This window comes from Brucella cytisi (genome assembly GCF_038433355.1).
Classification (GTDB): Bacteria; Pseudomonadota; Alphaproteobacteria; order Rhizobiales; family Rhizobiaceae; genus Brucella; species Brucella cytisi.
Genome location: NZ_JBCAUP010000045.1, coordinates 1 through 25,718 on the forward strand (window position 1 = coordinate 1; position 25,718 = coordinate 25,718).

A 25,718-nucleotide genomic window follows, 5' to 3' on the forward strand; every position below is an offset into this window, starting at 1 on the left:
GCCGCCGGCGTTTTAACGACGCATCGGTGGCCCAGGACATCTTCGACCATATCGTCGAACAGGCGATTGGCCATGGGCTGGTCGACGGGACGGTGCTCTATACCGACTCGACCCATCTGAAGGCCAATGCCAACAAGGGCAAGTATGATCTGGCCATGATCGAGAAGTCGCGCGCCGACTATTGGGCCGCTCTCGACAGGGCGATCGAGGCCGAGCGGGCGCTGCACGGCCAGAAGCCATTGAAGGAAAAAGAGCACGCGCCGCAGGTGACGGAGACCAAGGTCAGCCGCACCGATCCTGACAGCGGCTACATGGTGCGCGACGGCAAGCCGAAGGGCTTCTTCTATCTCGACCATCGCACGGTGGACGGCCGGCTTGCCATCATCACCGATACCCATGTCACCCCGGCAAACGTCCATGACAGCATCGTCTACCTGGGGCGGCTTGACCGGCAGCGTGAGCGCTTCGGCTTTGCTGTCGGTGCCGTCGGGCTCGATGCCGGCTATACCACATCCGGCATCGCCAGGGGACTGGAGGAGCGCGCCATCCTCGGTGTCACCGGCTATCGCAATCCAACACCGCCCAAACCCGGCATGATGCGCAAGTCGAAATTCGTCTACGACGGCGCGGTTGACGGCTACCGCTGCCCTGAAGGCCAACTCCTGACTTATGCCACCACCGACCGCAACGGCTATCGCCACTATCGCTCCGACCCGGCCATCTGCGGCGACTGCCCGCTTCTCGCCTCCTGCACCAGCAACGCCAGGGCGGAACGCACCATCACCCGCCATGTGTGGGCCGATGCCCGCGAGCGCACCGACACCCACCGCCTCACGCCTTGGGGCAAGGCCATCTACAAACGACGCAAGGAGACGGTGGAGCGTTCCTTTGCCGATGCCAAGCAGTTGCATGGACATCGCTATGCCAGGTTCCGTGGCCTCATCAAGGTCAAATGGCAATGCCTGCTGGCCGCGAGTGCCCAGAACATCAAGAAGATCGCAATGGCGCTCACCAAAGGGCCAAAACCGGCCATCGCGTGAGCTGGATACACCCTTCTCGATCGGCGTCAAAACTCCGCCGCCGAAAACAGCATAGTCCCAAGAACAAAACCCGCCGAAAATATCGACGGGTTTGTCAGTGGTCTGAAAGCCCGGCTGATGAAGCCGGGCTTTTTTTGTATTTCGGTAAAACGGTTTCCCGTCCCGACTATTCTTCTTCGTCTTCGTCAGGCGTCGAGCTCTTGAGCGAAGAGAGCTTAGCGAAAACCTTGTCCGCGTCGAGTTCCTCTTCTGCAGGCTGTTCGTCACGATAGTCGAAATTCTCTGTCGCGGAGGCTGGCAGCAGGGTGCTATCCGATTCCGGTGTTGCCGGACGGTTGCGGGAAGCGCGTTCAACTTCGATGTCGAGATCAATCTGCGAGCAGAGGCCAAGCGTTACCGGGTCCATCGCCGTCAGATTTGCCGAGTTCCAGTGCGAACGATTGCGAATCTGTTCGATGGTCGACTTGGTCGTACCGATCAGGCGGGAAATCTGCGCATCCTTCAGTTCCGGATGATTGCGCACCAGCCAGAGAATCGCATTCGGGCGATCCTGGCGCTTGGAAAGCGGCGTGTAACGCGGGCCTTTGCGCTTGGCTTCCGGAACACGAACCTTCGGCTCGGAAAGCTTCAGGCGATAATATGGATCCTTTTCACCCTTCGCGATCTCTTCGCGCGAAATCTGACCCGTGATGACCGGATCCAGACCCTTGATGCCCTGAGAGGCTTCACCGTCGGCAATAGCCTTTACTTCCAGCGGGTGCAGCTTGCAGAAAGCGGCAATCTGATCAAAAGACAGCGCCGTATTATCGACAAGCCAAACGGCCGTTGCCTTCGGCATAAGAAGCTGGGTGGCCATTAGATATAATCCTTCTGTTCGTCCGCTCCGGTGGCGCGGGACGTGGGCAAAACCACAATTTCCGGGAAATCACGGCCTATATATCGTTTTTTTATCGCCAGAGCAAGAATGGCTCTGAAGCTTAAGCAATATCGAGCACAATCTTGCCAATATGCCTTCCCTCCTCCATGCGCTCATGCGCGCGCCATGCATCTTTCAGCGAAAAGATCATGTCCATCACCGGGGCAACATGGCGTTGCGCCAGAAGCGGCCAGACTTTTGTCTCCAGTTCCCGTGCAATGCCAGCCTTGAAGTCAACAGGTCGCGGACGCAGCGTGGAGCCGGTATGGGTCAGGCGCTTGGTCATCAATATTGCAAAATTGGCCGTGGTTTTCGCACCGTTGAGAAAAGCGATCTGCACGATGCGGCCATCCTCGGCTGCAGCCTTGTAATTGCGGTCGACATAATCACCGCCGACCATATCGAGAATCACATCGGCGCCTTTGCCCCTGGTCACTTCCTTTACGACCTCGACAAAATCCTCTTGCCCGTAATTGACGGCGCGATCTGCTCCAAGTTTCAGACAGGCTTCGCATTTTTCCTTCGAGCCCGCCGTTGCAATGACGGTCGCACCAAATGCCTTTGCAAGCTGGATAGCCGTCGTGCCGATACCGGACGAGCCGCCGTGAACCAGAAAAACCTCGCCCTTCCTCAGCCCGCCGCGCTCGAACACATTGTGCCAGACGGTGAAGAAGGTTTCAGGGATCGCCGCCGCTTCGATGTAGCCATAGCCGGCAGGCAAGGGCAGTGCGTTAGTTTCATGCGCGACGGCATATTCAGCGTAGCCGCCGCCCGCCAGCAATGCGACCACCTGATCGCCGGTCTTGAACCGCTTGACGCCGCTGCCCATGGCAACAATGTCACCGGCAATCTCCAGTCCCGGAATATCCGATGCGCCGGGTGGCGGCGCATATTGTCCCTGTCGCTGCAGGACGTCCGGTCGGTTAACCCCGGCGGCGCGTACCCGCACCAGAATTTCACCTTCCTTGGGTTCAGGCACCGAGCGTTGAACAGGTCGAAGCATATGGGCTCCGCCCGGTTCGGAGATTTCGATAGCAGTCATCTGGGAAGGCAAGTCGGCCATTATATTCAAACTCCATTCAGATTTCTGGCCCTACGCATCGTCGCAGAAATGCCGCATGGCGGATGCAAGACGTCACGTTAGGGAAATCGTCATCGATTTTCTCAAATATATATGCGACGATTCAAGGTGTTAAATCTTTTCTGAGCCATCATTGACCACGGAGGACGGCTATGAGCGGTTTCGATGAGGATATGGTAAAGCCCCGCAATAGCGTGGCGCTAAGCGAAGAGGAGCTATCGCTGCTTTCGGTCACCGAAATCGACCAGCGCATAGCCCTGCTGCAATCCGAAATAGAGCGATTGAAGACAGAACGCCTCAAGAAAGGCGATAGCCGCGCTGCGGCAGAAGCATTGTTTCGATAGGAATGGGGTCGTCAACGGAAATGGATACCGGAGCAAAGCAGCCGGAACCATTTCCGGGCGGCGCGCTTTAGGAACAACAATCATTGATCGCAGCGATCACTCATCAGCCTCAGCACTGACAATTCGGCTTCAGACTTCGGGAATAGAGTTTTGCGCATTTACATTCAGGTTCTGGCCCTTCTCTGCGGTACAGCCTTCCTTCTCATAGCTTCGGGACTTCACGGTCTTCTATTGCCGCTGCGCGGCGGTGTGGAAGGTTTCTCAGTGGCATCGCTCGGCTTGCTCGGCACGACTTGGGCAGGCGGCTTCGTTGCCGGCTGTCTGTTTGCACCGCGCCTTGTGCGCCGTGTCGGTCATGTGCGGGCATTCGGTTGCTTTGCCGCATCGGCTGCGGTTATCGCTCTGCTTTCCGGCATCTTCGTGGATGCAACCATCTGGGTGATCCTGCGCGCCTTCACCGGCTTTTCGATGGCTGGTGCCTTCATGGTCATTGAAAGTTGGTTGAATGAGCGTGCGACCAACGAATCGCGCGGCAAGATTTTCGGCATGTATATGATGGTCAACTACGGAGCCACCATGTCCGGCCAGATGTTGGTAGCGGCAGGCGACGTACGCTCCGATCATCTGTTCATGTTAAGCGGCATATTCTTCTGCCTGGCTCTCATCCCGACCGCGATCTCCACAGCCGTCAGCCCCAAGCCGCTGACGGAAGTGCAGCTTGATCTCAAGGCGCTCTACAATAACTCACCTGCAGCTTTCGTAGGTTGCATCCTGATCGGCATTGCCAATGGCGCCTGGGGTACGCTCGGAGCTGTCTTCGGTGCGAAGTCCGGCATTTCGACCACCGAAATCGCCTTGATGGTCAGTGTCACCATTGCAGCTGGTGCCTTGATGCAGATTCCGATCGGACGCATTTCCGATCTGGTTGACCGGCGTTTTGTGCTGGCAAGCGTTGCGGCGCTGGCGGCACTGGTCGGCCTCATCGCCTTCCTCATCGCTCCGTCCAGCGGCCCCGTCATCATCACGATGACCGGATGCTATGGCGCACTTGCCTATGCACTCTATCCCGTTGCCGTCGCCCACGCCAACGATCATGCGACATCGGAAAGCTTTGTGAAAGTATCGAGCGGGCTTTTGCTGCTTTACGGCTTCGGCACGATGCTCGGACCACTGCTGGCAGCGGCGGCCATGGATATTTTCTGGCCATCCGGCCTCTTCGCCATCACCATGCTCGCGCATATTTCCATCACCGGCTATGCGTTGTTCCGTTCACGCAAGCGTGCATCCGTCCCGAAAGAAGAGAAAGACCAGTTCAAGAGCATGCCTTCCGAACGTGGAGCAACACCGGAAGCGCTGAACCTCGATCCAAGAGCTGAGACGGAAGGGTGACGGGCGCTGAAAATGACCGTCGATAAATAGAGCCGGTTAAATAGTTGAATCAATATGTTCGGCGGCTGTGTCACAGCCGCCAATACTGAATTTTGGCATCTTCGCTTTGGAATGCAAACTGCATTCACGACAAAGAAATACCAGCTCGCCAGAGCCGTTCGGTCTCCAATGTCGATGGCTTGAGACGCCTTATCAAACCGCGATCTAAGCGCGGCTTCCCTGTTAGTGACGTGTTACCTGGGATCTCAGTTTTTCAATCTGGTCCTTGAGCATAAGCTTCTTGCGCTTGAGAGATGCAACGTGCAGGTCGTCCATTGCCGGTGACGCTATGGCTTCGGAAATTTCCTGCTCCAGAGCGCCGTGCTTTTTTTCGAGCGTGGCAAGATGGGACTCGATAGCCATCATCAGATCTCCTTTGGTTGATTTCCCTTATTTACGGAACAGCGCAGACCTCGTTTGTCCGTTTACCCGCTATCCCGTCATTCGACCTGCATGAACGCCCGGCACACCTCCTGTATTCCGGGCCAAACACGCAGTCCCGGCTGCCAAGGATACGGTATATTTGTCGCATTCGACAGCCGCCGTCCATGACAGAACCATGACAGTTTGGCATGAGTTTGGTGCAAAGTCGATTTTGTCGTGGTAGCATTTTCCTGACGCGAAAAATGTGATAAGGGCTTCGCCGGAAACGGGCTGACGCCGCACCTTTTATGGTTTGGCGCGGCCCGTAAAACTATTCAACAGAACGGGGCACCGCATGTCCGATCAGGAACAGGCCGAAATCAGATTGGCCGTCGCACGACTGAAACAGGAACACGCGGATTTCGATGCTGCCATAAACGCCATGATAGCGGTTGGCTGCGACCAATTGCGCGTCCAGCGCATGAAGAAGAAAAAACTCGCAATCAAGGACAAGCTGCAGGAGATGGAAGATCGGGTGATCCCCGACATCATCGCCTGAATGTCCATAATGATCGATGACAGAGCCGGGGTTCGCCCGGCTTTATCATTTTGATATCACCCGAAACATGCACGAAAGAAGCGGAGCAGGAAGATCAATGAGCGTTACTGCCGATGTCGCCATCATCATGGGAAGCCAGTCCGACTGGGAAACCATGCGCCGTGCAGCGGACACACTGGAAGCACTCGGCATTTCCTTCGATGCCCGGATCGTTTCCGCGCATCGCACGCCTGACCGGCTCGTTGCCTTTGCCAAAGGTGCCAAGGCGGAAGGGTTCAAGGTCGTTATCGCAGGTGCGGGCGGCGCGGCTCACCTGCCCGGCATGGCTGCAGCCATGACACCGCTGCCTGTCTTCGGCGTTCCGGTCCAGTCCAAGGCGCTTTCGGGTCAGGATTCGCTCCTCTCCATCGTGCAGATGCCAGCTGGCATTCCCGTCGGCACGCTCGCCATCGGTCGCGCCGGTGCGGTCAACGCCGCCCTTCTCGCCGCCGCCGTTCTGGCGCTTTACGATGAGGCGCTTGCAGCCCGCCTCGATGAATGGCGCACTGCGCAAACGGAAAGCGTGGCTGAGCGCCCTTCAAACGAGGCCTGATATGAACAACTCCGCACTCAATTCTGCACTCAGGCCCGGTGCAACCATCGGCATCATCGGCGGCGGTCAGCTCGGCAGAATGCTTGCCATGGCCGCAGCACGTCTCGGTTTTGAAACGGTGATCCTGGAGCCACAGGCCGATTGCCCGGCAGCACAGGTCGCCAATCGCCAGATCATTGCCGCCTATGACGATCCGAAAGCGCTTGCAGAACTTGCAGCAGCGTCCGACGTCATTACCTACGAGTTCGAGAACGTGCCGGTCAGCGCTGCCGACAGGCTGGCCGAAACCGCTCTGGTCTTTCCTCCCCCGGCAGCACTTGAAGTCTCGCAGGATCGCTTTACAGAAAAGCAGTTCCTCAACTCCAGCGACATCGAGACGGCACCCTGGCGTCTTGTGGACGATGAAGAAACCCTGATTGCAGCTCTGGGCGCACTTGGCGAGCGCGGCATCCTGAAGACGCGGCGTCTTGGTTATGACGGCAAGGGACAGGTCCGCCTGACATCACTCGATGAGTCCGAAGCTCACAAGGCGATTCTCGCGATCAATCGTGCCCCGGCCATCCTCGAAGGCTTCGTCGATTTCGAGCGCGAAGTTTCGGTGATCGCGGCACGTGACCGCTCCGGCAATGTCGCAATCTTCGATATTGCCGAAAACGTTCACAAGGACGGCATCCTTGCGACTTCGACCGTACCGGCTGCCGTTTCCGAAAACACGGCCGAAGCAGCCCGTAAAGCCGCCACAAAGCTTCTGAACGGGCTTGATTATGTCGGCGTGCTCGGACTTGAGTTCTTCGTCCTGAAGGACGGCACGCTACTGGCAAACGAATTCGCCCCGCGTGTCCATAATTCGGGCCACTGGACGGAAGCGGCCTGCGCCATTTCGCAATTCGAACAGCATATCCGCGCCATCGCCGGTCTGCCTTTGGGTAACACCGACCGGCATTCGGATTGCGTGATGGAAAACCTGATCGGCGACGATGTCGAGAAGGTGCCAGCGATTCTCTCTGAAAAGGATGCCGTGCTGCATCTTTACGGTAAAAAGGAAGCACGTCCGGGCCGCAAAATGGGCCATGTGACGCGCATTCACCCCTGCGGGAAATAATGTTCATCGGGAATCCCGTTGATTCCCGATGAATCTTTGCCACCTGCCAAGAATTTCAGCTCCAGTGCCCTGAATCTGCGGCTCAGGAGTTGACATTTGCCTGAAACCTTGTGTATTTCGGCCAACCCTTCGGGCATCTAACAGTGCCTGTAATCAATTGGCGCCTCGAGCGCCTGTTTTTATGAAGCCCCGCGGCATCTGCACGTCAACGGGCCAACAAGACCGGTGATTGACATGAAGATCAAGAACTCGCTTAAAGCGCTCAAGGGCCGTCATCGTGACTGCCAGCTGGTCCGCCGCAAGGGCCGCGTTTACATCATCAATAAGACCGCCCCGCGCTACAAGGCTCGTCAGGGCTAATCTTATTTCTGATTTTGCATTTGACGTTTCGCTGCGCATGGTAAAATCTATGCGCATGCGGAACGTTTTTGCATGTCTGGTTTCTTTTTCTGTGCTCGCGTCGCTTGGTACGACGGTGCCGCTTGCTTATGCCGAAGTGGCACCCGGCAAAATACCGCTCACCGCACCTCTGACACCCGTTCAAACCGGTCCCGACAGCGAACAGAAACCTGCCCCCGAAAAGCCCGCACCAGCGACAGCCCAGACGCCTGAAGAGCGTCTCGACAAGCTCTTTGCCGATCTTCGCCGCACGACGGACGAAGCCAAGGCGCGGCGCATTGCTTCGCAGATCAATACGCTGTGGTCGCAGTCAGGCAGCGCAACAATCGATCTTCTGATGCAATGGGCCAATGCGGCGATGCTCGAGCGGCGTTATCCCTCGGCAATAGACTTCCTGAATGAGGCCATCGCGCTCGACCCGGAATATGCGGAGGCCTGGAACCGCCGCGCTACGGTCTATTTCCTGCAAAAAGACTACGCCCACGCCATGTACGATATCAATCGTACCCTAGAGTTGGAACCGCGCCATTATGGCGCCCTGACCGGCATGGCGGCCATCTTGCGCCTGCGCGGCCTCAAGGAACAGGCACTAAAAGCCTATGAGCAGGCTCTCATCGTCTATCCGATGATGCGCGACGCACAGAAGAACTTCAACGATTTGGCCGACGAACTGACGGATACGCGGACTTAGAGCCTGTTCCAGAAGTCGCCTGTATCGCTTTTTGATTCAGGCTCTTAGAACGGCTCCTGCTTACCCCCAAAACATTCTCAAAATTCATCAAGACCAAAACAAAACGCGCTCCGAAGGAGCGCGTTTCTTTATATGCTATCTGCCATAACTGGATGAGATTCCGGCTGTGGCGAGCCGGAATCGAAGATGGGCGCTTTAGCGACCAAACTGGTGGAGTTTGAGAGCCCGAGCGGAATGTACTTCCACGCATAGTCCCGAGAAGTCGCAGAATTTTCGGATTAGACTATGCGTCAAAGAAATACACATGAGCACCGGAAGCGCAAAACAACGCCATTTGCCGGCCGTCACGGCTGGCATATCTTCAGTTTAAATGCCTGACTTTCCGTCTGGTCCAATATAGGCGATGCGCAGCATGTTGGTCGCGCCCGGCGTGCCGAATGGGACACCAGCGGTAATGATGACGCGGTCGCCAGCCTTGCCGAATTCTTCATGGAAGACGATTTCGCAGGCATGGTTGACCATATCTTCCAAATCATGCGCATCGGCTGTCACCACGCAATGCAGGCCCCAGACGAGCGACAGCTTGCGCGCAGTATCGACGACCGGCGACAGGGCGATGATCGGTGTGCGCGGACGCTCGCGAGCGGCGCGCAGGCCGGTCGTGCCGGAAGCGGTGTAGGTTACGATGGCCGAAAGCTTCAACGTCTCTGCGATCTGGCGTGCAGCAAGCGAAATCGCGTCGGCACCCGTTGGTTCTGGCGCAGCACGCTGCGCATCGATGATGGTCGAATAGGTCGGTTCCTTTTCAACCTGTTCGGCAATGCGGTTCATGGTGGCAACGGCTTCGACCGGATACTGGCCCGAAGCCGATTCCGCCGAAAGCATGATCGCATCAGCACCTTCAAACACAGCGGTTGCAACGTCGGACACTTCGGCGCGGGTCGGAACCGGAGCTGTAATCATGGATTCCAGCATCTGCGTCGCGACAACCACCGGCTTGCCCGCGCGGCGCGCCTTGCGGGTGATCTGCTTCTGAATGCCTGGAACGCTTTCAAGTGGCACTTCAACGCCAAGATCACCGCGCGCAACCATCAATGCGTCCGAAAGCTCGATGATTTCATCGAGACGCGTCACAGCCTGCGGCTTCTCGATCTTCGACATCAGCCCGACCTTGCCGCGCGAAACCTTGCGCACTTCGGCCAAATCTTCCGGACGCTGGATGAAGGAAAGCGCAACCCAGTCGATTTCTTCCTTCAGGACGGCGTCGAGATCCTTGCGATCCTTCTCCGTCAGCGCGCCGACGCCAAGCGTCGTATCAGGCAGGCTGACGCCCTTGCGGTCCGAAATGCGCGTTCCGGAAACCACCTTGCAGCGGATCGACTTGCCGTCGCTCGCCTCGGCGACCAGATGCAGCTTGCCATCGTCGATCAGCAAGCGATGACCCGGTTCGACAGCTTCAAGAATTTCCGGATGCGGAAGATAGACGCGATGTTCATCGCCGGGCGCTTCGTTGTTGTCGAGGGTGAAGGTCTGGCCGGGAACGAGATCGGCCTTACCGTCCTTGAACTTACCAACACGCAGCTTCGGGCCCTGAAGATCGGCCAGAATGCCGATCGGACGGCCCAGTTCCTTTTCCACATTGCGGATGCGCTTGACGAGGGTGCGCATCAGGTCATGGTCGGCATGACTCATATTGATGCGGAACACATCCGCGCCTGCCTCAAACAGCTTGCGGATGACGGCTTCCTCACCCGACGCCGGACCTAGCGTGGCGAGAATCTTGACCTTGCGGTTGCGCTTCATTGACTATTCGTTCCTGTAACGGTGGGATTTGCTGTCGGCGTTTCATCGGTGAGCTGAACCATCCAGCTCGATTGTTCCCCGGTGTCGTATTCCTGGAAGCCGTTGCGCTGGAAACCGCGCGCGAAGCAATCCTGGACGCCAGTAATACGGAATTCTTTCTCGGCCACGCACATATTGACCTTGCCCTCCCAGCGTCCGCCGCCCTGAGCGTCTTCTGCATAGAGGTAATAATAGCGCGATGTCAGCGGCCCCTCGATGAGGGTTTTGCAGCTTGATCCGTCGATATGCCACCAGCCTTCGGTCACCCAGCCGGTTTTGGCTCTGTAGCCGATGGACACACCAACCAGGTTCTGGGTTGCATTGCATACGCGGAAATCCGCACGAGCCTCTATGGATGTCATGCCCAGCGCAGTCATCAGCACACCGGCAAACAAAACTAGAGATAGTGGAAGTCGCATACGCAGAACCCCTTCAGCCCGCTATCGGTTTTATCGAACAATTTATATTGCACAGGGAAATCCCATCTCGGGCAAATCCCATTTCGGGTCGCTCTCTTTTCGGCAGTTTCGCCTTTGATGTCAACGCAATCCCATTGAGAACAGGTACTCTTCATCAAAGAATGATCGTTGCAATCCGGGCTTTCTCATGACAGACCTGAAACAGCTTCCCGCACAACACAGAAATAATCCCCTTATTTAGCCTCGGATTTCGCTCCATGCCGCTTCAATCCGGATCAAACGCTTCGCCGCCATTCTCACCGGCATACAGTGTCGACGGCGATTTTAGTCTCGGCCTGCTCCTGACCGCCGATCATGCACGGCGTGATGTTCCAGCCGAATATGGCACGCTTGGTTTGCGGACAAGTGAATTCGACCGGCATATCGCTTATGATATTGGCGTCGAGAATCTGACCCGCAAACTTGCAACCCGCCTGAACGCGCCTGCCGTCCTTGGCGGCTTTTCGCGCCTTTTGATCGATCCCAATCGTGGCGAAGACGACCCGACGCTTATCATGCAATTGTCCGATGGGGCGGTCATTTCCGGCAATTACCCAATGTCGGCAGGGGAACGCGAGGAACGGCTTGAACGCTTCTATCGTCCCTATCACGACACGGTCGCGCGAGCGAGCGAATGCGTGGTGGCTGAAAGCGGGGCAGCGCCTTTCATCGTCTCGATCCATTCCTTCACGCCGCGCTGGAAGGAAAAGGCCCGCCCCTGGCAGATCGGCCTTCTCTGGGACAAGGACGACCGCGCCGTAAAGCCGCTTTTGTCGCTGCTGCGTGAAAACGTCGATCTGACGGTTGGCGACAACGAACCTTATGACGGTGCCCTCAAGAACGATGCCATGTATCGCCACGCGACGGCAAAGGGCTTCGCCCATGTCCTGATCGAGGTACGACAGGACCTGATTGCCGATGACAAAGGAGCAGCTGAATGGGCTGACAGGCTGGCGCCAATGATCGCGCACATCAACACCTTGCCCGGCATTCATGCGGCCCAGCATTTCGGCTCACGTGCTGATCGCAGTGAGTAACAGGCCTGTCAGGAGAGGCTTTACCCGCTATCCACAGGGCTTGACCCGTCAAATCGGGTCGTGCATCGAAAAAGGCTCTTAATTTTGCCTGCGACTCGCGGGAAAAACGGTCCAGACTTTCGATAAGCGGTTTTCGCGCAATGCGTGTCCGCATCATCACAGATTTTGAATTGGAGAACTCCTCGTGAGCGACGACATTACCAGCGAAGCCCAAACCATTGCTGTCGGCCAGTTGCGTGCTTTCATCGAGCGCATCGAGCGCCTGGAAGAAGAAAAAAAGACCATCGGTGACGATATCAAGGAAGTTTACGCGGAATTGAAGGGCTCGGGGTTTGACAGCAAGGTCGTGAGGACCATTATTCGTCTGCGTAAAAAAGAAGACCATGAACGTCAGGAAGAAGAAGCCATGCTGCAGCTTTATATGGATGCGCTTGGCATGAGCTGATTTCGGCTCTTCCCGGAGCCTTCCTTCTTCCCGAAATCGAAACCCGACGGATCGCCCGCGATTCGTATTCAGAGGAAGGGGATAAGGTCTATGGAGTTCAGGAAGCTCGGACATACCGAACTCAATGTTTCGCCACTTTGCTTCGGTGGCAATGTATTTGGATGGACGGTCGATGAAGCGACGTCTTTTTCGCTTCTCGACCGTTTTGTCGATGCTGGATTCAATTTCATCGACACAGCGGATGCATATTCCGCCTGGGCGCCCGGAAATGTGGGCGGCGAATCCGAAACCATTATCGGCAACTGGCTGAAATCTCGCGGCCTGCGCGACAAAGTCGTCATTGCCACCAAGGTTGGGTCCGAGATGGGGCCTGACGAAAAAGGTCTTTCCCCGGCCTATATCCGCAAAGCGATCGATGCCTCCCTCAAACGGCTGCAGACGGATTATATCGATCTCTATCAATCGCACTGGGACGATCCCGAAACACCGTTCGAAGATGTGCTCGGCACCTATAAAGAGCTGATCGATGCAGGCAAAGTGCGCGCCATCGGTGCGTCCAATCTCACGCCTGAGCGACTGACTGAAGCGCTTGACGTCGCCCGGACCAACAATCTGCCGCGCTATGAAAGCCTGCAGCCGCTTTATAATCTTTATGATCGAGCAGATTTCGAGAATGGGCTGGAGAAAATCTGCCACGAAAACGAGCTTGGCGTTATTTCCTATTATTCGCTCGCAGCAGGGTTCCTGACTGGAAAATACCGTTCTGCTGACGATCTCGGACAAAGCGCGCGCGGCAAATCAGTCGAAAAATATCTGACGGATCGTGGTTCGCGGATCATAGCGGCACTCGATGGCGTGGCGCGCAATCTCGATGTCACGCCTGCACAGGTCGCAATCGCATGGCTCATCGCGCAGCCATCAGTCACAGCCCCTATTGCCAGCGCCACACGCTCGGCCCAGCTCGGTGAGCTGATCATCGCAGCCGAACTGAAACTCAGCGACGATGAAATCGCCTTGCTGAACAAGGCGAGCGGTTAAATTTTGAAGCATCGAAGGGGATCGCCCTACCCTTCGATTTCCTCTCGCAGCATTTCCAGCTCCAGCCATTCTTCTTCCATGGCCGCATTTTCGGAGCGCTTCTTCTCAAGAAGATCGGCAGTCTTGGCAAAAAGCGCCGGGTCCTTGGCATAAAGCTGCGGATCGGCGAGCTTGTCTTCCAGCACTACGATTTCCTTCGAGAGAGCGTCCATCTTGCCGGGCAGCGTTTCGAGCGCGAATTTCTGCTTGTAAGAAAGCTTGCGCTTTTCCTCACGCTTGGGCTGCGGCGCATCCTCTTCCGACTTCTCGTCACTGCGGACGCCTGAGACCTTGACCGAGCGGCGGCTCAAGGCCTGCTCCTTGCGCTGCGCCATCATGTCGGCATAGCCGCCTGCATATTCGAGCCAGCGCCCGTCACCTTCCGGCGCAATCACCGACGTAACCGTGCGATCCAGAAAATCACGGTCGTGGCTGACCAGAATGACTGTGCCAGGAAAACCTGCAACCAGTTCCTGCAGCAGATCGAGCGTTTCCATATCAAGATCGTTGGTAGGCTCATCGAGGATAAGCAGGTTGGCGGGCCGCGCCAAAACACGGGCCAGCATCAACCGCGCACGTTCACCACCGGAAAGCTCCCGAATGGGGGTACGCGCCTGCTCAGGTTGGAACAGAAAGTCCTTCATATAGGACACGACATGCCGCTGCTCGCCGTTGACGACAAGGCTTTCGCCGCGCCCATCCGTCAGATAATGCGCCAATGTCTCATCCAGATTGAGACTTTCGCGCTTCTGGTCCAGTTCGGCCATTTCGAGATTGACGCCAAGCCGCAACGTTCCGGAATCCGGCGCAAGCTTGCCAGTCAGAAGCGACAGAAGCGTGGTCTTTCCGGCACCGTTGGGTCCAACGAGACCGATACGGTCACCGCGCTGCACACGGATCGAAAAATCCTTGACCAGAACACGCTCGCCATAGGCCTTGCTCAACCCCTTGGCTTCGATCACCAGCTTGCCGGATTCCTTGGTATCGCTTGCCGCCAGTACCGCTGTCCCTTGTGCCTTGCGATGATTGCGAAAATCGGCACGCATGGAATGCAGTTCGCCGAGACGGCGCATATTACGCTTGCGCCGGGCGGTGACCCCGTAGCGCAGCCAGTGCTCCTCGCGCGCAATCTGCCGCCCCAGCTTGTGATGGTCGCGCTCTTCCTCTTCCAGCACCTTGTCGCGCCATTCCTCGAAATGACCAAAGCCTTGCTCGAGACGACGCGTAAGACCGCGATCCAGCCAGACCGTCGCCCGGCTGACATTTTCCAGAAAGCGGCGGTCATGCGAGATCAGCACAATGGCCGAGCGAATCTGGCGCAGTTCGCTTTCCAACCATTCGATGGTGGTCAGATCCAGATGGTTGGTCGGCTCGTCCAGCAGCAGAACGTCGGGCTGCGGTGCAATCACCCGCGCCAGGGCGGCACGTCGCGCCTCCCCACCGGATAGATGATCCGGCTTTTCGTCGCCGGTCAGTCCGAGATGTTCGAGAAGATAAGTGACACGATGCGGGTCATCGGCTGGTCCGAGCCCCGCTTCCACATAGGCGCGAACATTGGCAAAGCCATCCATATCCGGCACCTGCGGGAGATAGCGGACGGTTGCACCCGGATGTTTGAAAACCTCACCCGACGTTGCTTCCACCATACCGGCGGCGATCTTGAGCAGCGTGGATTTACCCGAACCATTGCGTCCGACCAGCGCGATGCGATCGCCTTCGCTTACCGAAAGGCTGGCATCTTCCAGAAGCGGCGTGCCTCCGAAGGTGAGCTTGATCTCGTCGAGGCGAAGGAGCGGTGGTGCCATGGTTCTCTTCGATAAACAGGGTTAAAAATTCCGCCCTGCTTGTCCGCGACAAAAGCCGTTCTGTCAAATGGTACGGCACGAAAAGACCCGTGAAAAACAAACAGGCCGGGTTTCCCCGACCTGTCAGCAAACTTATTTATCCAGCTATTGCTGGCCCAGTCATTACTGGCCCAGTGTTACTGGCAAGGCGCTTCGTAGACGCGGCCATAAGGATCGCGGTAACGGCAGTACTGCGTGCCATTGCGCGTCTGGGCTGCACCAAGGAGCGTACCGGCAACGCCGCCGATAGCAGCACCGGCAAGAGCGCCACGGCCATTGCCGCCAATTGCACCACCGGCGAGTGCGCCGAGTGCTGCGCCACCAACGCCGTACCCGGCCGTGCGCTGTTCATTCGTCGTGCATGCAGCCGTCGAGAACGCGAGCACGCCAGCAACAGCAATCATCGTAAGACGTGACTTCATTGAAACATCTCCTACAAGAGTTGAACTAATCACCGACTTTGCGTCCCCAATTTCGGCGTAAAGCAGATGACACCCGCTTGGCCCATTTACAATACGTTTCGCCTGCCAGCGTCAAGCTCTTTCGATTGATAAGGTTATCGGCCCCAGAGCGGTGTTTCCTCCATCGCCAAGTTGGCTATAAGTATCGCCAATCCAGAACTCGCAGTAACGCGAAGTGTTCCACGAACTACATTGGAAACTGTCCATGAAGAGCCGAATGGCAGTGTCACATTATCTAACGGCCACTCCGCATTCGTGATCGAAAGGCCTTCGATAGTGCTGAAATTAATCACACTGAACGGCGTCCCGTCCGGAAAATCATAAACATAATCTCCGGGCGGCAAAGGCCAGGCCTCCTCGGAACCGCTGGACAACAGCACGTTCCGCCCTTTTGCAGCCTGCGCTGTCGCCATGGTCAGATGCAGAAGCGTGTGATCAGTGCGCTGACCGCCGAAGGCTCCGCAAAGGATCACCCGATCCGCACCCCGCATAAAGGCCTCCTCGAAGGCCAGTTCCCCGTCCGTCATGTCCTTGGCAGCAGGGAACCTCTTTTGCGGCACGTGTCCATATTGCACGCGAAGCTCAGCAGAAGCCGAATCGAAATCGCCAAGCCAAAGTTCCGGTTCGACACCAAGAGCAGCGGCGTGCCTGATCCCGCTATCGGCAGCGAGAATACGCGCACCTGCAATTTGGTGTTTCAAGCGATCGGTCACGACCAGATCACCGCCAAGGAGAATGACGAATGTGCTCATAAGCCGCTCATAACACGGGCAAATCCATGCCGGAAGCCTGCATTCGCCGCCATTGCACTCCCTTGCCCTTCCCGTTGCGAAAGATTATTCTCGCAACCGCTCTAACGGGGTGCCGTCTGCTTTCGCGGATGGCTGAGAGGCCCAAAAGCATTTCCAGCAAAAGTGTGAAACGGTTTTGCGTCCGGAAATGCTTAAAAAACGGCCAACCCGCTGAACCTGATCCGGTTTGCACCGGCGGAGGGATTAGATGCTCCATAAACGGCGCTCAATCCTCTTGTTGTAAAAGAAAGGAAGTGCCGTGATGCGGCTTTTATCTTTGCTGGCCTTTTCATTCTCCACAGCCCTCGCTTTCACGCCTTCTGCGCAGGCGAAGGACAAGCTCACTGTTTATACCTATGACAGTTTCGTTTCCGAATGGGGGCCGGGCCCGAAGATCAAGGAAAACTTCGAGAAGGAATGCGATTGCGAAGTGGACTGGATCGCTTCGGCCGACGGTGTCGCCCTGCTCAACCGCCTGAAGCTTGAAGGTGGCAATACCAAAGCCGATATCGTCCTCGGTCTCGATACCAATCTGACGACCGAAGCACGCGCCACCGGCTTTTTTGCTCCAAGCGGCATCGACCAAAGCAATGTGAGCGTTCCGGGCGGGTTCAAGGACGATATCTTCGTTCCCTATGATTATGGCTACTTCGCCGTGGTATACGATTCGGAAAAATTGCCCAATCCGCCCAAGAGCCTGAAAGAACTGGTGGAAGGCGATGCTTCCCAGAAGATCGTGCTGCAAGACCCGCGCACGTCGACACCAGGGCTGGGCATGTTGCTCTGGATGAAATCGGTTTATGGCGACGAAGCGGAAGCAGCCTGGCAGAAACTTCAGAAGCGCGTTCTCACCGTCACGCCCGGCTGGTCGGAAGCCTATGGTCTTTTCACCAAGGGGGAAGCGCCGATGGTGCTGTCCTATACAACGTCTCCCGCCTATCACATGATTGCGGAAAAGACGGAGCGCTATAAGGCTCTGGCCTATCCGGAAGGTAATTATCTCCAGATCGAGCTGGCCGCCCAGACCACCACTGGCGCGAAAAATCCACTGGCGCAAAAGTTCCTGGCTTTCATGACCAGCCCCGGCTTCCAGGATGTTATTCCTGAAACCAACTGGATGTATCCAGCGGGCAAGACATCCACCCCGCTTCCAGCCGCTTTCGACGCGATGCCGAAGCTGGAAAAGACTCTTCTCCTGCCTTCCGACGAAGTAGCCAAGAACCGGAAGTCATGGGTCGATGAATGGCTGGCGGCAACCAGTAAATGACGACATTCCCGGCACAGCGCCGCTCGAAAGACGCACCTGCCGCCAGACCGGCTGCGGGTGTACTGGCGCTTGTCTTTCTGGTCGTGCTTGCCGGTGGTGCTCTTGTCGCACTGGCATTCGAAGCGGGCCGCGGTGGTTTTGACGCCGCGGCCAATTTCGACACCTATCTGTGGCGGGTTGCGCGCTTCACGATCCTGCAGGCGATCGCTTCAAGCCTGCTTTCCGTGCTGTTTGCGGTTCCGGTCGCCCGTGCACTTTATGCCGAAGCGAGCTTTGCGGGGCGCGGGCTTATTCTGCGCCTGTTTGCCCTGCCGCTTGCTCTGCCTGCACTCGTCGCAGTGCTCGGCGTCACCAGCATCTATGGTCGCAACGGGTTCATTGCGCATCTGTCAGAAGCCGCAGGCCATCCGTTCCAACCGGACATTTACGGTATTACGGGCATATTGATCGCCCATGTTTTCTTCAACATGCCGCTCGCTGTCCGTCTCATTCTTGCAGGCTACGACTCGATACCAACCGATTACTGGAAGCTATCCGCGCAGCTTGGCATGGGCAATGGAGCACGCTTGCGGCTTATTGAATGGCCCGTAATCCGGCGCAATCTGCCGGGCATGATCGGCCTCCTGTTCATGCTCTGCGTGACGAGTTTCACAACTGTGCTGACGCTGGGCGGCGGACCGCGTGCCACCACGCTGGAAGTCGCTATCTATCAAAGCTTGCATTTCGATTTTGATCCGGGTCGCGCGGTCGCCCTCACCTTCACGCAGCTTGCATTGACGTTGCTGGTCCTTCTGGCCCTGCGGATGACCGGTAGTCCGTCTGAAGAAGGCTTCACCCACGCGGCGACACCGCGACGCTACGGCAAGGCGTCAACGGCTGAACGTGTTGCGAACGTCATCGTCATTGGCATAGGTTTCCTTTATGTCGCACTGCCGATTGCCGGCGTTGTCATCTCCGGCCTCGCCGCAGATCTTGCGCGACTTCTGACCGAGAAAACAGTCTGGCGCGCCATTGGCACCAGTCTGGTCCTCGGTTTTTCTGCAGCATCGCTCTCGGTCATTCTGTCACTTGCGCTTGTGTCGGCACGTGAAGCGATAAAAAAACGCAAGGTCGCCAGTATTTTCGATACGGGTGCCAGCCTGATCCTCGTCATGCCGCCTATCGTCATCGGTGCCGGCTGGTTCATCCTGCTTCGTCATTTCACCGATCCGTTCGCGATGGCACCGTTTATGGTCGTCACCGTCAATGCGGCCATGGCCATGCCCTTTGCCGTGCGTCTTCTACGCCCCGCATGGGATACGGCAGCAAGCCGCCACAACCGGCTTTGCGCACAGTTGGGCATTCGCGGCATCAGCCGTTTCCGGCTCATCGACTGGCCTTCGATCCGCAAGCCTTTCGGCATGGCCTTCGCCTTTGCCATGGCACTTTCCCTTGGCGATCTCGGCACGATTGCCCTGTTTGGCAGTGACGCGCTTTTGACGCTGCCCTATCTCCTCTTGCAGCGCATGGGCAGCTATCGCACATTCGACGCGGCAGGTCTGGCGCTTATTCTCGGGCTGCTTTGCCTCGTATTGATGATGATCGCGGATCGCGCATCCCGAAAGGAAACGCCTTCTCTATGAATGCCCGGATGAACCCCCTTGCCGAAATTCGCCTTGATGACGTTCGTTTCAGCTATGGTGAAACCGCCATGCATTTCGATGCGACGATAGAGGGCGGTGTTATTGCTGCAATTGTCGGACCAAGCGGTTCGGGCAAGTCGACACTTCTCAACCTGATTGCCGGTTTCGAATTTCCGCAATCCGGTCGCATCTTCATCGGCGATAAAGACGTCAGTGAACTTTCGCCAGCGGATCGACCAGTTTCAATGGTGTTTCAGGAAAACAACCTGTTTGCCCATCTGACCGTCGAACAGAATGTCGGCCTCGGACGTTCACCGAACCTGAAGCTCTCCGCGCAAGACCACACCGATATTGCGGAGGCTTTGTCGCGTGTCGGGCTCGCAGGCAAAGAACAGCGCAAGCCGGAAGCGCTTTCCGGTGGCGAACGCCAGCGCGTGGCGATTGCCCGGGCTCTTATACGCCAGCGCCCGGTTCTGCTCCTCGACGAAGCCTTTGCCTCGCTTGGCCCGGCGCTGCGACACCAGATGCTGGATCTGGTCAGGGAGCTTCAACTTGAAACTCGTATGACGGTGCTGATGGTGACCCATACGCCTGAAGATGCGCTCTATCTCGACGCGGTGTTGCTTTTTCTCGACAATGGCCGGATTTCCGCAATAGGCCCCGCCACTGAACTACTCTCTTCGACTGGACCGGAAGCATTGCAGCACTATATCGGCGAAAAGCGGAATTCGACGCTAAACCTCAAATAGAGTTACGGTTGCGGACATATTTTGTTCGCAATCTGCCGGAAGAACCGGCTACAGCTTTCTTATAGTGCCCATGTACGGCTTGTACGCTTTCTGGTCTGTGGCTAGATTTGGCCCCGGATCAAGCAATCTGATTCAGAAGCGAGGATAAAATACTGTTCCGTCAATCGACCCGTTCCCGGGCCTTCCTGTGTCTACCCATATCCCTGCCAGAATGGACGCAGCACAATTGGCGGAAACCAGCCATCGGTCTTGGCTTGCTTGCGGTCGCCCTGATTTCCGGTTGCCAGTCGATCAATTCCAGCAAGGATCTTGGACTGCAGCCTTCCGACAATCCCGTGACGGTCGACAATGTGACGCGCAATGACCGGCTGGCGCAGCTCGGTGCGCAACAACATCCGCGCATTCTCGCGACCTATGGCGGCGAGTACAAGGACCAGAGGCTTGAACGTATGGTGGCCAAGATCGTCGGCAAGCTGACGACGGTTACCGACAAGCCGGACCAGACCTATCGCATCACCATTCTCGATAGTCCCAATATCAATGCCTTCGCATTGCCGGGCGGCTATCTCTACGTTACACGCGGCCTGCTTGCACTCGCCAACGACTCTTCCGAAGTCGCAGCCGTGATTGCCCACGAAATGGGCCATGTCATCGCCAATCACGGCATTCTGCGGCAGGAGAAGGAGGCGGAGACGGCCATCGCCGGGCGCGTCGCCAGCGAAGTCCTGCATAATGAATCTGCCAGCCGCGAAGAAGCGTTGCGCGGCAAGCTGCGGCTTGCCCAGTTCTCGCGTAATCAGGAACTGCAGGCGGATGCCATCGGTATCAAGATGATCGGCGAAGCCGGTTACGATCCGTTCGCTTCGGCGCGTTTCCTGCAATCGATGGAAGCCTATCAGGGCTTTCGTTCGGTTTCGGGCGCGACCGATGCCAGCCTCGACTTTCTCGCAAGCCATCCGGCAACGCCGCAGCGCATCCAGCTTGCGCTTGGTCATGCACGCCGCATCGGCGCACCCGGCGTCGGCACAACCGATCGCGATTCCTTCCTCAACGGAATTGATGGCCTTCTCTACGGCGACTCGCCCAATGAAGGTTATGTCCGCGAACAGACCTTCATCCATCCGAAGCTCGGTGTCACTTTCCGCGCACCAGATGGCTTCACCATCGACAATTCGGCCAATGCGGTCATGGCAAGCGGCCCCGGCGAAGTTGCCATTCGTTTCGATGGCGCATCTCTTCCGGCGGGATCAAACCTTGCCGACTATATCCGCTCGGGCTGGGTAACCGGTCTCGACGACAGTTCGATCCAGACCACCACCATCAACGGTTTGCCCGCCGCAACTGCGCGCGCCAGCGCCGACCGGTGGCAGTTCGACATTGTGGTCATCGGTGCAAACAACAAGGTCTATCGCTTCCTGACAGCAGCACCGAAAGGCAGCAACGCCCTTCTGCCTGCTTCGCAGATGGTCACGCAGTCCTTCCGCTTGCTGTCGCCTGCCGAACAGAACGCCATCAAGCCGCTGCGCATCCGCGTCGTGACGGTGAAGCCGGGCGACACGCTGGCGAGCCTGTCGGCACGCATGCAGGGCACCACCCGCAAATTGGAACTGTTCCGCCTTCTCAATGCCATGTCGGCAGGGGCGACGGTTTCGGTCGGTGACCGCGTGAAGCTGATCAGCGAGTAGGTCGTGATGACGGAAACACGCATCCACTCTGTCCTTGCCGGAAAAATCGTTCCTCTCGGACCGCGTAGCGTTCCAAGCGGCATCGACAAGCATCCGGTTACCGGCAAAGTCCGTGTGACTTTCGAGGGGCTGGACTGCGATGCGCAGGGCGACCGGAAAGTGCATGGTGGACCGGAAAAAGCGCTCCATCATTATCCGCACGATCATTATGCGGTCTGGCGCGAAGAAATCGGCGAAAACCCGCGTCTGAGCGCGCGTGGTGCTTTCGGCGAAAACATCTCCACATCGGGTCTGAACGAGCACAATGTCGCCGTGGGCGACAGGTTCCGGCTCGGCAGCGCACTTGTCGAGGTTTCACAGGGCCGCCAGCCCTGCTGGAAACTGAACGAACGCTTTGCAACCGCCGACATGGCCGTGCGCGTGCAGAAGACGGGGCGAACAGGCTGGTATTATCGTGTTCTGGAAGAAGGCAATGTTGAAGCTGGCGATTCGATGATCCTCGTCGACCGCCTTTCACCAAACTGGACACTGCATCGTGTCTGGCACCTGCTATATGTCGACACGCTGAACTATGATGAACTGTCCGTGATGGCGGAGCTTCCGCACCTCGCCGACAGCTGGAAACGCTATGCCGTGCGCCGCCTCGAAAATCGCAAGGTCGAGGACTGGTCGTCGCGCCTTGAAGGCAAGGCCACCGAACCACAAAAGTAAGGAGCCGTTCGGCCCCTCTACTTGTGTTGCCCTGATTGTAACGGCTTATGCCTGATAGGCAGCCAGTTCGTGCTGGCTCAACAAGGCAATCTTCAGCTTCTCCATCGCACGGCTTTCGATCTGCCGCACCCGCTCCTTGGAAATACCAAGCTTTTCGCCCAGCGCTTCGAGCGTCACGCCGTCATCATCAAGGCGACGCTCGCGGATGATGTGCAGCTCGCGCTCATTCAGCGTATCGAGCGCTACATTGAGCCATTGATTGCGACGTTCCATATCGATGGAGCTTTCAGCGACCTCATCCTGCAAGGGATGGTCGTCAACCAGAAAATCCATGCGGCGGGCTGCGCCCGATTCCTCGTTGTTCACTGGTGCCGACAAGGAGCTATCCGGCCCCGAAAGACGGCTGTCCATGATCTCGACATCGCTTGTCGAAACGCCCAGCTGATCGGAAATTTCGCGATACATCTCGGCCTTGGTCATATTGTCGTCGGACTGAGCCAGTTTTGAACGAAGCCGTCGCAGATTGAAGAACAGCGCCTTTTGCGCCGAACTTGTTCCGCCGCGCACGATGGACCAGTTGCGCAAAATATAATCCTGCATAGACGCACGAATCCACCACGATGCATAGGTCGAGAAGCGCACTTCCCGTTCGGGGTCAAAACGGGCAGCAGCTTCAAGAAGGCCGACATAGCCTTCCTGGATGAGATCGTTCATCGGCAGTTTGAATTTGCGGAAGCGCCCGGCCATGGAAATGACCAGTCGCATATGTGCCGATGTTATGCGGTGAAGTGCTTCCTGATCTTTCAGTTCCTTCCAGCGAATAGCGAGGGCTCGCTCCTCTTCGCGCTCCAGATAGGGAGCCGACATTGCGCTGCGGATCATGGACTGGGAAGAGGCTGCTGTCGCTGGGAGGCTACGCGCAACCATAGGCATGCGATTGGCTGGAACTGCGGAAGAACTGCTCATGGATGACTGCTTCATCTGGTTCTCCTGTTCTGAACTCACGCCCATCGGGCGTTCAGTGGAAGGATATGCCAGTCCCACAAAGACTCATTGGACGAACTTGCGAATTCGCCCAAAACTCCCCGCCAGGCCCATTCTTTAGCCAAAGTAGTTACGCCGCAAAACAAACCCGTTTACGAACTGGTGTCTGGGAGAACGCGTCAGCTGCGATCAGGTTCCCATCAAGCAAGGATAAATCTCTGACAATGCAGGAAGATGACTAGGAAGGTTAATGACCGGCTGCAAAATTCAATAGAATTTTAACCAAGTGGCCCACTCAAAAAGCGGGCCACTTGTCAGAGTGCGTTTAGATCTGCGTCAGTCCTCCGTCGACGACAAGGTCTGTTCCCGTCGAGAAGCTGCTTTCGTCCGATGCAAGGAAAAGGGCTGCAGATGCCAGCTCTTCCGGGCGTCCCAGACGTCCCAGCGGCACATAAGCGGCACTGTTCGTGCGATACGCCGCTGCTTCCTCCGGTGTTGTGACCTGCGACTCAATAATGGGAGTGTCTATCGGCCCAGGGCTTAGCGTGTTCACCCTTATCTTGTTTGCAAGTAGTTCCGCCGCCGCCGAACGCGCGAGAGATCGCACCGCCGCCTTCGTAGCATTATAGACGCTGTAGCCCGGCGTTCCCTTGCTTGTCATACATGTAGAAAGAAGAATGATCGCACCGCCGTCACGCATCACGGGAAGAGCTCCCTGGACGGTGAAGTATGTACCTTTCACATTGATATCGAACATCTTGTCGAAGTGATCTTCCGAAGCATCGCGGATCGAACTCAATTCCACAACGCCGGCATTGGCGACAAGAATATCGAGACCACCCTCCTCATTCTGGACTGTTTCAAATAGCCGATCCAAGCTACCCAGATCGGATATGTCGGCCTGAATTGCCGTCGCACCTCGTCCCAGCTTATTTACGGCGGCTTCAAGTTCCGCCTTGCGACGACCAGCAATATAGACAGTCGCACCTTCCTTGATAAAGCGCTGTGCGATGGCAAATCCAATACCGCTGGAACCACCTGTGACAACGGCGACTTTGGAAACGAGCTTACCCATGAAATCCTCGCTTGGGTTCGTTGAACGACAGGGAGCCGCAGGTCCATGAGCGATATTGCGCATACCCTGCCTGACAGCTAGATATGACGAACCCGTGGAGGTTTAAACTGAAGATCAACGCACAACCCTCGTGAGAAAACGCACCATGGATCACTGGAATGAGGTTCGCATGTTTCTCGCGGTCGCTCAGGGCGGCACGGTTCGCGCTGCAGCAGATGCGTTAGACGTCAATCATGCCACGATCATACGTGGTATCAGTCGGCTGGAAGAAACACTGGAAACAAAACTGTTCGACAGGCTGGCATCCGGATACCGGCTTACGGATGCGGGAAGCGACATTGTTGAACTCGCAGGACAGATGGCGACAGCCTCATCCCAGATCGAGGCTCGGATTTTTGGGCGCGATCAGCGTGTCTCCGGGCCTCTGAGGTTCACGCTCCCGATTTCAATGGCGACTGACCTGCTGATGCCATCCCTCGCAGATTTCAAGGCCGCCTATCCAGACATTGGGCTGGAAATCCTGGGCTCGACGTCAATGATTAATCTCGTCAACCGCGAAGCTGATGTCGCTTTGCGTGTGGTCATTGGCGGGAAGACGCCACCCGACAATTTATACGGAACAAGACTCTGCCAATTCCATATGGCGTTCTACATTCATCGAAATCTGATGACACAACCGTCACCAGCTTCCGCAACCTAGTTGCTGGGACCAAACGAAAATGTTCCATCAGATTGGGAGTCAGCGACCGGGATTAAAATGGCTGCAAATCCGGTCCGCTTTGCGGAGATAGGATCACAGTTTCAAGCAACGCGGGCTGGGATGGGCATCTCGTTTCTCCCATGCTTTCTTGGCGATAGCGAACCGAAACTCATCCGCGTACCCGGAACTGCCAGTTCCTGTGTAGGCGATATCTGGCTACTGACCCATAGCGATACCCGACAAACAAGGCGCGCCCGCCTGCTATGCGATCACGTGCGAAGGGGCAATACAGGGATTTGTGGGTCTATTGAATGGCCAAGCGATATCTTAGAGCGTTTCACCTTTTAACGGAACCATATCCGGCGTTTTCCAAATAGTTTTGGCATTCGGCGGGCTGGATGGTTTCGACCAGCCTGCCGATATGACGCCATGTGTCTTCGATGGTGCGCTTTTGT

At 56.8% G+C, this 25,718-nt stretch carries 26 protein-coding genes, 2 pseudogenes and 1 riboswitch; of the genes and pseudogenes, 17 read left to right on the forward strand and 11 right to left on the reverse strand.

From position 1 onward, the window contains the following. On the forward strand, positions 1–1,040 hold a 1,040-nt coding region (locus AAE521_RS25830; protein WP_342061706.1), incomplete at its 5' end, for an IS1182 family transposase. 166 nt (positions 1,041–1,206) lie between these two features. On the opposite strand, the gene AAE521_RS25835 is transcribed toward AAE521_RS25830, so the two are convergent. Next, entirely contained in the window at positions 1,207–1,896 is a 690-nt protein-coding gene (locus AAE521_RS25835) for a DUF1013 domain-containing protein (protein WP_012091312.1), read from the reverse strand. Positions 1,897–2,017: 121 nt separating this feature from the next. Then, positions 2,018–3,022 (reverse strand): NAD(P)H-quinone oxidoreductase, encoded by a 1,005-nt coding sequence (locus AAE521_RS25840; protein ID WP_071633538.1) that lies wholly within the window; start codon positions 3,020–3,022, stop codon positions 2,018–2,020. A gap of 167 nt (positions 3,023–3,189) precedes the next feature. On the opposite strand from AAE521_RS25840, the gene AAE521_RS25845 reads away from it, so the two are divergent. Together AAE521_RS25845 and AAE521_RS25850 are read left to right on the forward strand one after the other, a co-directional pair. Then, complete coding sequence (locus tag AAE521_RS25845; protein ID WP_071633533.1) at positions 3,190–3,381, forward strand: DUF1192 family protein; 192 nt, start codon at positions 3,190–3,192, stop codon at positions 3,379–3,381. A 150-nt stretch (positions 3,382–3,531) separates the two neighbouring features. Then, complete coding sequence (locus AAE521_RS25850) at positions 3,532–4,770, forward strand: MFS transporter (protein WP_071633534.1); 1,239 nt, start codon at positions 3,532–3,534, stop codon at positions 4,768–4,770. A 222-nt stretch (positions 4,771–4,992) separates the two neighbouring features. Here AAE521_RS25850 and AAE521_RS25855 read toward each other — a convergent pair whose 3' ends face one another. Further along, complete coding sequence (locus AAE521_RS25855) at positions 4,993–5,175, reverse strand: YdcH family protein (protein WP_012091308.1); 183 nt, start codon at positions 5,173–5,175, stop codon at positions 4,993–4,995. A gap of 352 nt (positions 5,176–5,527) precedes the next feature. Between AAE521_RS25855 and AAE521_RS25860 the strand changes: the two genes are divergently transcribed. The 5 genes from AAE521_RS25860 to AAE521_RS25880 all read left to right on the forward strand — a co-directional run bounded on the left by AAE521_RS25860 (position 5,528) and on the right by AAE521_RS25880 (position 8,515). Further along, positions 5,528–5,731: a YdcH family protein gene (locus AAE521_RS25860; protein WP_006471281.1), complete on the forward strand. Its 204-nt coding sequence runs from the start codon at positions 5,528–5,530 to the stop codon at positions 5,729–5,731. 97 nt (positions 5,732–5,828) lie between these two features. Beyond that, positions 5,829–6,323: a 5-(carboxyamino)imidazole ribonucleotide mutase gene (gene purE / locus AAE521_RS25865; RefSeq protein ID WP_342062922.1), complete on the forward strand. Its 495-nt coding sequence runs from the start codon at positions 5,829–5,831 to the stop codon at positions 6,321–6,323. A gap of 1 nt (position 6,324) precedes the next feature. Next, the gene (locus tag AAE521_RS25870) at positions 6,325–7,425 is read left to right on the forward strand and encodes a 5-(carboxyamino)imidazole ribonucleotide synthase (protein WP_071633535.1); all 1,101 of its coding nucleotides are present in this window, start codon (positions 6,325–6,327) and stop codon (positions 7,423–7,425) included. Between the two features lie 234 nt (positions 7,426–7,659). After that, positions 7,660–7,785, forward strand: coding sequence for a type B 50S ribosomal protein L36 (gene ykgO, locus AAE521_RS25875; protein WP_010661422.1), 126 nt, complete (start codon positions 7,660–7,662; stop codon positions 7,783–7,785). Between the two features lie 37 nt (positions 7,786–7,822). Then, on the forward strand, positions 7,823–8,515 hold the full coding sequence (locus AAE521_RS25880; RefSeq protein ID WP_071633536.1) for a tetratricopeptide repeat protein: 693 nt from the start codon (positions 7,823–7,825) through the stop codon (positions 8,513–8,515). A 366-nt stretch (positions 8,516–8,881) separates the two neighbouring features. Here the strand turns inward: AAE521_RS25880 and pyk are convergent, their stop codons facing one another. Beyond that, positions 8,882–10,318, reverse strand: coding sequence for a pyruvate kinase (gene pyk / locus AAE521_RS25885; protein ID WP_061348003.1), 1,437 nt, complete (start codon positions 10,316–10,318; stop codon positions 8,882–8,884). Further along, positions 10,315–10,776, reverse strand: coding sequence for a DUF1036 domain-containing protein (locus tag AAE521_RS25890; protein ID WP_010661425.1), 462 nt, complete (start codon positions 10,774–10,776; stop codon positions 10,315–10,317). Before AAE521_RS25890 ends, pyk begins: the two co-directional genes overlap by 4 nt. 257 nt (positions 10,777–11,033) lie before the next feature. Between AAE521_RS25890 and AAE521_RS25895 the strand changes: the two genes are divergently transcribed. The 3 genes from AAE521_RS25895 (at position 11,034) to AAE521_RS25905 (ending at position 13,335) form a co-directional block, all read left to right on the forward strand. Further along, positions 11,034–11,852, forward strand: a complete 819-nt coding sequence (locus tag AAE521_RS25895) for an N-formylglutamate amidohydrolase (RefSeq protein ID WP_071633420.1) — start codon at positions 11,034–11,036, stop codon at positions 11,850–11,852. Positions 11,853–12,036: 184 nt separating this feature from the next. Next, on the forward strand, positions 12,037–12,297 hold the full coding sequence (locus AAE521_RS25900; protein ID WP_002964837.1) for a DUF2312 domain-containing protein: 261 nt from the start codon (positions 12,037–12,039) through the stop codon (positions 12,295–12,297). Positions 12,298–12,387: 90 nt separating this feature from the next. Continuing rightward, positions 12,388–13,335, forward strand: coding sequence for an aldo/keto reductase (locus AAE521_RS25905; RefSeq protein ID WP_071633421.1), 948 nt, complete (start codon positions 12,388–12,390; stop codon positions 13,333–13,335). Between the two features lie 26 nt (positions 13,336–13,361). Here the strand turns inward: AAE521_RS25905 and AAE521_RS25910 are convergent, their stop codons facing one another. The 3 genes from AAE521_RS25910 to AAE521_RS25920 form a co-directional block, all read right to left on the reverse strand. Further along, positions 13,362–15,179 (reverse strand): ABC-F family ATP-binding cassette domain-containing protein, encoded by a 1,818-nt coding sequence (locus AAE521_RS25910; protein WP_342062923.1) that lies wholly within the window; start codon positions 15,177–15,179, stop codon positions 13,362–13,364. A 176-nt stretch (positions 15,180–15,355) separates the two neighbouring features. Beyond that, positions 15,356–15,640, reverse strand: coding sequence for a glycine zipper domain-containing protein (locus AAE521_RS25915; RefSeq protein ID WP_010661429.1), 285 nt, complete (start codon positions 15,638–15,640; stop codon positions 15,356–15,358). Between the two features lie 134 nt (positions 15,641–15,774). Beyond that, positions 15,775–16,431 carry a thiamine diphosphokinase gene (locus tag AAE521_RS25920; protein WP_071633423.1) on the reverse strand — a complete coding sequence of 219 codons (657 nt, stop codon included), beginning with the start codon at positions 16,429–16,431 and terminating at the stop codon, positions 15,775–15,777. Positions 16,432–16,526: 95 nt separating this feature from the next. Beyond that, positions 16,527–16,691, forward strand: a riboswitch (TPP riboswitch). A gap of 41 nt (positions 16,692–16,732) precedes the next feature. Here AAE521_RS25920 and thiB point away from each other — a divergent pair. The 5 genes from thiB (at position 16,733) to AAE521_RS25945 (ending at position 22,504) form a co-directional block, all read left to right on the forward strand. Continuing rightward, the gene (thiB, locus tag AAE521_RS25925; RefSeq protein ID WP_071633424.1) at positions 16,733–17,737 is read left to right on the forward strand and encodes a thiamine ABC transporter substrate binding subunit; all 1,005 of its coding nucleotides are present in this window, start codon (positions 16,733–16,735) and stop codon (positions 17,735–17,737) included. Next, the gene (thiP, locus tag AAE521_RS25930) at positions 17,734–19,359 is read left to right on the forward strand and encodes a thiamine/thiamine pyrophosphate ABC transporter permease ThiP (protein ID WP_071633425.1); all 1,626 of its coding nucleotides are present in this window, start codon (positions 17,734–17,736) and stop codon (positions 19,357–19,359) included. Before thiB ends, thiP begins: the two co-directional genes overlap by 4 nt. An 8-nt stretch (positions 19,360–19,367) precedes the next feature. Then, entirely contained in the window at positions 19,368–20,108 is a 741-nt protein-coding gene (gene thiQ, locus AAE521_RS25935) for a thiamine ABC transporter ATP-binding protein (protein ID WP_071633458.1), read from the forward strand. Between the two features lie 203 nt (positions 20,109–20,311). Beyond that, the gene (gene cdlP, locus AAE521_RS25940) at positions 20,312–21,793 is read left to right on the forward strand and encodes a cell division protease CdlP (protein WP_029929510.1); all 1,482 of its coding nucleotides are present in this window, start codon (positions 20,312–20,314) and stop codon (positions 21,791–21,793) included. 6 nt (positions 21,794–21,799) lie between these two features. Beyond that, positions 21,800–22,504, forward strand: coding sequence for an MOSC domain-containing protein (locus tag AAE521_RS25945; protein ID WP_342062924.1), 705 nt, complete (start codon positions 21,800–21,802; stop codon positions 22,502–22,504). Between the two features lie 45 nt (positions 22,505–22,549). Here AAE521_RS25945 and AAE521_RS25950 read toward each other — a convergent pair whose 3' ends face one another. Beyond that, complete coding sequence (locus AAE521_RS25950; protein WP_010661436.1) at positions 22,550–23,485, reverse strand: RNA polymerase factor sigma-32; 936 nt, start codon at positions 23,483–23,485, stop codon at positions 22,550–22,552. Between the two features lie 328 nt (positions 23,486–23,813). After that, positions 23,814–24,563 (reverse strand): SDR family NAD(P)-dependent oxidoreductase, encoded by a 750-nt coding sequence (locus AAE521_RS25955; protein ID WP_342062925.1) that lies wholly within the window; start codon positions 24,561–24,563, stop codon positions 23,814–23,816. A gap of 169 nt (positions 24,564–24,732) precedes the next feature. Here AAE521_RS25955 and AAE521_RS25960 point away from each other — a divergent pair. Further along, positions 24,733–25,611: pseudogene (locus AAE521_RS25960) on the forward strand (LysR family transcriptional regulator). On the opposite strand, the pseudogene AAE521_RS25965 reads toward AAE521_RS25960, so the two are convergent. Continuing rightward, a pseudogene (locus tag AAE521_RS25965) lies at positions 25,601–25,718 on the reverse strand (IS630 family transposase); the annotation flags it as partial. The pseudogenes AAE521_RS25960 and AAE521_RS25965 overlap by 11 nt on opposite strands.

Coding starts and splice junctions, on each gene's coding strand:
- AAE521_RS25890 (WP_010661425.1), bottom strand. CDS start 10,776: ATGCGACTTCCACTATCTCTAGTTTTGTTTGCCGGTGTGCTGATGACT.
- thiQ (WP_071633458.1), top strand. CDS start 19,368: ATGAACCCCCTTGCCGAAATTCGCCTTGATGACGTTCGTTTCAGCTAT.
- AAE521_RS25915 (WP_010661429.1), bottom strand. CDS start 15,640: ATGAAGTCACGTCTTACGATGATTGCTGTTGCTGGCGTGCTCGCGTTC.
- thiB (WP_071633424.1), top strand. CDS start 16,733: ATGCGGCTTTTATCTTTGCTGGCCTTTTCATTCTCCACAGCCCTCGCT.
- ykgO (WP_010661422.1), top strand. CDS start 7,660: ATGAAGATCAAGAACTCGCTTAAAGCGCTCAAGGGCCGTCATCGTGAC.
- AAE521_RS25870 (WP_071633535.1), top strand. CDS start 6,325: ATGAACAACTCCGCACTCAATTCTGCACTCAGGCCCGGTGCAACCATC.
- AAE521_RS25835 (WP_012091312.1), bottom strand. CDS start 1,896: ATGGCCACCCAGCTTCTTATGCCGAAGGCAACGGCCGTTTGGCTTGTC.
- AAE521_RS25905 (WP_071633421.1), top strand. CDS start 12,388: ATGGAGTTCAGGAAGCTCGGACATACCGAACTCAATGTTTCGCCACTT.
- AAE521_RS25955 (WP_342062925.1), bottom strand. CDS start 24,563: ATGGGTAAGCTCGTTTCCAAAGTCGCCGTTGTCACAGGTGGTTCCAGC.
- purE (WP_342062922.1), top strand. CDS start 5,829: ATGAGCGTTACTGCCGATGTCGCCATCATCATGGGAAGCCAGTCCGAC.
- thiP (WP_071633425.1), top strand. CDS start 17,734: ATGACGACATTCCCGGCACAGCGCCGCTCGAAAGACGCACCTGCCGCC.
- AAE521_RS25945 (WP_342062924.1), top strand. CDS start 21,800: ATGACGGAAACACGCATCCACTCTGTCCTTGCCGGAAAAATCGTTCCT.
- AAE521_RS25895 (WP_071633420.1), top strand. CDS start 11,034: ATGCCGCTTCAATCCGGATCAAACGCTTCGCCGCCATTCTCACCGGCA.
- AAE521_RS25910 (WP_342062923.1), bottom strand. CDS start 15,179: ATGGCACCACCGCTCCTTCGCCTCGACGAGATCAAGCTCACCTTCGGA.
- AAE521_RS25855 (WP_012091308.1), bottom strand. CDS start 5,175: ATGATGGCTATCGAGTCCCATCTTGCCACGCTCGAAAAAAAGCACGGC.
- AAE521_RS25845 (WP_071633533.1), top strand. CDS start 3,190: ATGAGCGGTTTCGATGAGGATATGGTAAAGCCCCGCAATAGCGTGGCG.
- AAE521_RS25880 (WP_071633536.1), top strand. CDS start 7,823: ATGGTAAAATCTATGCGCATGCGGAACGTTTTTGCATGTCTGGTTTCT.
- AAE521_RS25920 (WP_071633423.1), bottom strand. CDS start 16,431: ATGAGCACATTCGTCATTCTCCTTGGCGGTGATCTGGTCGTGACCGAT.
- AAE521_RS25950 (WP_010661436.1), bottom strand. CDS start 23,485: ATGAAGCAGTCATCCATGAGCAGTTCTTCCGCAGTTCCAGCCAATCGC.
- AAE521_RS25860 (WP_006471281.1), top strand. CDS start 5,528: ATGTCCGATCAGGAACAGGCCGAAATCAGATTGGCCGTCGCACGACTG.
- pyk (WP_061348003.1), bottom strand. CDS start 10,318: ATGAAGCGCAACCGCAAGGTCAAGATTCTCGCCACGCTAGGTCCGGCG.